Here is a 6,260-nt window from a genome sequence, read left to right as displayed (position 1 = left end):
CCTAGTTTTGACGTAACAGAACCTGGAAGCTACACCATTCACACGTTAGTTTACAATCCAAACACATTAGATTTAGGTATTGTAGAATTTGGTGTAACAACTGGTGTCGATGTACTTGGATTAATCGCTCAAGGTGGTGGTGATATTTGTGCATCGCTTGATGTTGCTGGTGCTCCTATTTCTGTAATGGAAGAATCCTGTACAGCAGAAGCTGGAACTATGTATTCTAGCAGTCCAATTACCTGCCTAACGTCTGGTATGGCCAGTATTGAAGCCATGCAAAACAGACCTGCTGAAATTCCTGATGGCTATGAGCAATTATTTGTGTTAACTGAAGCATTCACGTTAACCATATTAAATGTGTCAGCAACACCAAGTTTTGATGTTTCCGATAGAGGTTTCTACAGAATACACAGTTTGGTATATAATCCGGAAACATTAGATTTAAGTATTGTTGTTCCTGGTGAAACCACAGGGTTTGATGTGGTCAACTTGATTAATAATAATGATATTTGTGCATCTTTAGATGTTCATGGCGCTGTAAATTTGGTATTAGGTTACAACTGGTTCTGTAGTTTCTTTAATAATTACTACCATAAAGATGCTGGAGTACAATCTGCTGATGTAGATAATTACATTAAGGAATATAAGAGTTACAAAACGTTTGAAGCTGATTTCATTGCAAATAACTCTGAAATAAGTTTATATCCTAACCCTGTCAAGTCAACTTTAAACGTAAGTATTCAAACCTTTGATAATGAAGTTATGACTTATAAGATGCGTGACATGAGCGGTAGACAAGTTGCAACTGGTTTAAACAACAGTTTGAATAATGGATCTGGTCAAATTGATGCAACAAATCTAGCAAACGGCATGTATATCATTTCATTTGAATCTGAATACCGAACAATTATTAAAAAAGTAATGGTGAATAAATAGATTTAAAATTGAAAAAGAAAAATTGTTACAAAAAAGGCTTCCAGAATACTGGAAGCCTTTTATTTATAATCATTCAGAGCATTTAAAAGCATAACTTTCAATATATCTGGCATTTTATTATTTTGCACATATTTCTGATTAATTTCAAGTTCAATACCTAGATAGTTGTTTGGAAACTGCTTTCTTAAATAGGTTGTAAATCCATCTGACTTGCCCAAATATGGCTGATTAAATCGAATACCATAAGTATTAGCTTTCTGTAATTTAGCTTTAAAAGTTTTACAAAACGTCTTTTCCTTTGAAATTCGAGAGTCATATAACAAACCTATGTCCACACGTCTTTTTTTATTTTTCCATAAAGGTGTAAAACTATGAACAGATATATGTAAAACTGTTTCTCCTTCCTTTATAAAATTTAAAATAGCAGTTTCAACAGCATCTCGATACGGCTTATAATGCTGCACTATTATTTTTTGCTTTTCTGCTTGTGAAAGTTCACTTGTAAATTCAGAAAATAAATTTCTATGGTGTAATGACCTGTTTAATTCAATTAGTAAGCGACTTGTGATACTGTATATAGAAAAATCTGCTAATGGATTTAAAGTTTTAAATACATCCAAAGCACCCAAATCAAAACCACGATGCGTATGCAATACAGCCTCTTGATTTATAAACAGCGCTTTATATTCTATTGGAATATAATTACCGCCATGCTCACAAGTTAAAACGAGTTTCAAGACTTAAATAGATTATTTTTATCTAGACAATCTGCTAATTTTCCATACACTTTTTTAATATGAGCTTCTGAAAAATCATCATTAATGGCTTTTAAAATTCGCGTTGCTAAAGTCCCTTCAGTTAATATATAATTTAAAGTATCATGGTGCGATTCATGAATATTATCTTTAGTTATTTGAAAAAGATGTTGCCATAATGCCTGGACTGTCATGGCATGTTTTACTTTAAATAATTTCAAATACTGAAGGTTTAAAATTTCATACTGTTCTCCTTTTTTTATAATTGGATTAAGAATATCATACAAATCTTCCTTAACCCATGCTTTCTGTTCCGGTAGTGAAGCCCATTTTTTGTCAACTAATAATTTTAAAACAGCTATGATTAATGCACAAATAGCAATATCGGCTTTTGGACACTCCTGTATGTCAACCAAGCGAATTTCAATAGCACTTCTATCAAATCGTGCAATAGCTCCACGAGAATTCAAAAAGTGATGATCTAAAATATGGTTGGTATCATATGGTTTTATGGCTCGTTTTATAGGCTCAAAAATCGTAGCATAATAATCAACTTTTGTAAAAACGCGCTCTGGAATAACCAAGCCCGTTAATTCTGGTATTTCTTTCTGATTGGTTTTGTAATATTCCAATCTAGCATCTTTAAAGCCTGTGTTTTTTCCATCAAAAATTGGCGAACTTGCACACAAACCAGGAATAAGTGGTAAGATAATGCGTATGGCTGCATGTAACTTTTCAAACTCTTTATCATCAAAAAACGGCAAATTAATATGTGTACTTTGTACATTACTCCAACCATGCCCCTTACAATTAAAAATCCTATTATATAGTTCGTATACTTCGCTATAACTATGTTTCCAAAGCTCCGTGTCTGTCAACGGATTCAATAAAGGATGAGCAGCTGTTGGCAGCAATTTAGAATCAAATTCTTTCAAAATCTGATTGATTTCAACAATATTTTTATGAAACACCTCAGACAACCCATTTAAATCTGCAGTTGGCCCATTGGTTTTCAACTCCACCACATGAGCTACTAATTCATTGCTCCAAGCTATGGCACCATTTTCTACATCAGAGGTTAATGCCCCAGCTTTTTTGGTAAGCAATTTATCAACAATTGCGGTAGGTTTTAAGGTGTTTGACACTAGCATATATTCTAGTTCAATACCATAAACTTCAAACAAATGATATCGTTTAGCACTCATAATTAATCTAATCTATTTTTTAAGGCGGTTAAAATTTCCGAATAAATGGCATCACCATAAAATGCATCTTCTACACCAAAATCAACATTTGGGTTGTCATTAATTTCAATAACCATGGGTTTTTCATTTACCACTTTTATATCAATACCATAAAGTCCTTTACCCATTAATTTAGCAGACTTTAAAGCCATATCCAGTACATTTTTGGGAACTTTTTCTATTGGTAAACAATCAGCATTTCCATCTTGATCATCTTTCTTCGTGGCTTCCCAATTATAAATTTGCCAATGCCCTTTTGCCATATAATATTTACAAGCAAAAAAAGGTTTATCATCAATAATACCAATACGCCAATCGTAATCCGATGGGCAAAATTCTTGTGCTATAATTAAATCCGACTCCTTCAACATGCTGTTTACAAGCATATTGAACTCGGTTTCAGTTTTAGCCTTTTTAACACCAAAAGAAAAAGTGGAATCTGGTGCTTTTAACACACAAGGCAAACCTACTTGCGCTATCACTTCGTTTTTATTATCCTTGTGAACAATAATCGTTTTAGGCGTAGCAATATTGGCATTCTTCAAAGCTTCTGCCATATAAACTTTATTACAACATTTTAATATGGCGTCTGGATAATCTACAATGGCAATACCATCTTGTTGCGCTTTTCGTGCAAAAGCATAAGCCTCATTATTTACTTCAGTACTTTGACGAATTAACAAGGCATCAAAAGACGACAAACGTGACAAATCTTTGGGTTCAATAATTTCAGCATAAACATTCATTTTTTCAGCAACTTCAATAAACTTTTTGAGAGCTTTAGCATTACTTGGAGGCGCTGGATCATTTGGATTTACCAAAATAGCTAAATCAAAATCCGACTTAATTAATTTGGGTGTATCATAGCGTTTTTTGGCAAAATACTGATTGGCAAACGCATGCACACTAGACATATGCTCTTCAGGAATTTCCGATTCTGCAATAGCGCGAATACTTTGCACATGCCACTTTGTGGTATGATTAAATTTTACACGTAAAAATGGTACTTGAAAATGCTTATAAAACAACGCACTTAATTCCTTATATTTTTGAGCCACATTTTGCCCAAAATAAATACTTAAAGTAAAATCTTGCGATTTGATATTTTTTAAACTCTGCTGGATGACATCATCAAACTCATCGGAAATGATTCGAACGAGTTTTAGTGCTTTTAAATCCACTATATTTTTAACCGTAGGAATTGCTAAATGTCCTCTTGCTTCTGCTAATAGTGACACATAATACCCTTTAGATTGATACGAATAATCTTTACACAGGTTAAAGATTCGTGCATTTTTTAGAAGTGAAAATTGTGGATTGGTAAGATAATCTTGTGATGAAATCACGGTAATGTTCTCAATCGAAAAATTCCATTTTTCAGGTTGATTAACAACAATGTATTTGTTCATTAAAAACGCATAAGCGCGATATAAATTTTAGACAAAATTAAATCATTTTTCAATTGCTTTTACATGAGTTAATAAATATTTTTTTAACTATAAAAACAACTTTAAAACTATCATATTCAAAAACTTAAAACGAAAAACCAGACAAGCAATTATTTCACACGATAAACCGGATATTGCCTATAAGCTGGCTCATAATTATTGGAACGTTCATACAGCCAGTTTAATTGCGCATACCAATTATTAGCGAATTGCAATTCAGCTTGTTTTTTAGCCTCAAATTCCGCTTTTAAATTTGGATTAGACGCCAATAACTCTGAAGCCGTATCTTCAAACACATAAGGCGAAAAGCCTTCTTTTTGTTTCAAAATGGTATCGAAAAAATTCCAATTAAAAAAGGAATCTGGCGCTTGTGGCTCTAAAGTTTCTAAAAGATAACGTATCGCGTTTTGATTGGTAGAAATCCAATAATCGCCTTTTCTAAATGAAGCAGTATTTTCAGATGCTGTAACGGACGTTTTATAATGCTGATAATGGCCTTCGTACGGACTTTTGCGTGTTTCAAAATCGGCTATTTTGTAGCATTCTACAGCTAATATGGTGTCTTTTTCAAAACGATTCATTTGAACACCATTCAGTTTTAATAAATCAATTACTCTATGCCAACCTTGTGGAATGATGTAGGCTTTTGGCACAGTAAGTTCAACCGTTGGTTTAAAATAATTTTGATAAGCAACTGGTTTTTCAAAAGGCTTCTCTCTATCGTATTTTAGGCGTTGTTTGCCCGTAACAGTACTAGGAATCATTTCCCCTTCGAAACCTTTAAAATTTAAGGTGGTAGATTTTGTGGTATCTACTTCCCAATCTAACGGATACATTTTCTGATTTTTAAAAGATTCAAAAGCAGCTTGGCGCAATGTAGAAATACGTTCACCTTCTTTTTCAGTAATGGCAATCATGCTTTTCATGAGCTCGTAAGTACCTTCCACTCTTAGCTTGTATGGTTTTAGCATATGCGTTTCCACCATCATTCCAATAACATTCCATAGTGTTGTGTAGCCAGTTGAATATCTTGGATAGTCCATAAATTGACTAAAACCAATTTCAGGAACTTGATTAAAGACATTCACATAAGGCGTAATATCCCAGTCTTTTTTTTGCAAGTCCGCCTCTAATTCTGGCATAATAGTCTGATGAACATAGCTGCCTAGTTTGCCACCTAATTTATTATGCTGGGTGAATAAATGGGTTAAAACATATTGATAATCTGCGCCATTACTTACATGATTATCTATAAAAACATCCGGCTTTACTAAATGAAAAATTTCGGCAAAAGTTCTAGCGTTTTCGGTATCGCTTTTTATAAAATCTCGGTTCAAATCAAAATTCTGCGCATTGCCACGAAAACCATATGCTTTAGGACCATTTTGATTGGCACGCGTACCTGTATTTCTATTTAAACTTCCACCAATATTGTAAATAGGAATGGTGACTAATACCGTATTATTTGGAGCTGGAATTTTTCCTTGAGCCATATCACGATACAACATCATTGTCGCGTCTATTCCATCGCTTTCACCAGGATGAATACCATTGTTAATTAGTAAAACACGTTTATGTTTACGAATAGTTTCAAAATTAAATTCAGCATCTGAATTAAAAGTCACAATATGCAAAGGCTCACCAGAATCTGTTTTTCCAAAAGCTTGTATTTGAATTTGAGGAAAGGCATTTGCCAAATCATTATAAAATTGAATCGTCTGATGGTATGTTGCTGTTTCAGTACCATGACTTGTTTCAAAAACGGTTATAAACTTATCTTTTTTGTTTTGAGCTTGTAAAAAACTGAAAGTCAAACAAATGACTAACAACTGACTGATACGAATCATATTTGTAATTTTAAAGGGTAAACTTAA

5 protein-coding genes are annotated in these 6,260 nt (G+C 33.3%); 1 reads left to right on the top strand and 4 read right to left on the bottom strand.

Features of this window, described 5'->3' with window-relative positions; genetic code table 11:
• Positions 1 to 939: T9SS type A sorting domain-containing protein (locus BM239_RS13360; protein WP_143094928.1), on the top strand; the 939-nt coding region annotated here is incomplete at its 5' end.
• 59 nt (positions 940 to 998) lie between these two features.
• On the opposite strand, the gene BM239_RS13355 is transcribed toward BM239_RS13360, so the two are convergent.
• The 4 genes from BM239_RS13355 to BM239_RS13340 form a co-directional block, all read right to left on the bottom strand.
• Positions 999 to 1,676, bottom strand: coding sequence for an N-formylglutamate amidohydrolase (locus BM239_RS13355; protein ID WP_092209464.1), 678 nt, complete (start codon positions 1,674 to 1,676; stop codon positions 999 to 1,001).
• Positions 1,673 to 2,899 (bottom strand): glutamate-cysteine ligase family protein, encoded by a 1,227-nt coding sequence (locus BM239_RS13350; protein WP_092209462.1) that lies wholly within the window; start codon positions 2,897 to 2,899, stop codon positions 1,673 to 1,675. Before BM239_RS13350 ends, BM239_RS13355 begins: the two co-directional genes overlap by 4 nt.
• Before the next feature lie 2 nt (positions 2,900 to 2,901).
• Positions 2,902 to 4,347 (bottom strand): RimK family protein, encoded by a 1,446-nt coding sequence (locus tag BM239_RS13345; RefSeq protein ID WP_092209460.1) that lies wholly within the window; start codon positions 4,345 to 4,347, stop codon positions 2,902 to 2,904.
• Positions 4,348 to 4,496: 149 nt separating this feature from the next.
• Complete coding sequence (locus BM239_RS13340; protein WP_092209458.1) at positions 4,497 to 6,233, bottom strand: M14 family metallopeptidase; 1,737 nt, start codon at positions 6,231 to 6,233, stop codon at positions 4,497 to 4,499.
• Positions 6,234 to 6,260 lie beyond the last annotated feature (27 nt).

The sequence above is a fragment of the Algorimicrobium echini genome (assembly GCF_900115185.1).
Classification (GTDB): domain Bacteria; phylum Bacteroidota; class Bacteroidia; order Flavobacteriales; family Flavobacteriaceae; genus Algorimicrobium; species Algorimicrobium echini.
Note: the sequence above shows the minus strand (reverse complement) of the source record. Positions and strands in the feature narration are given on the sequence as shown.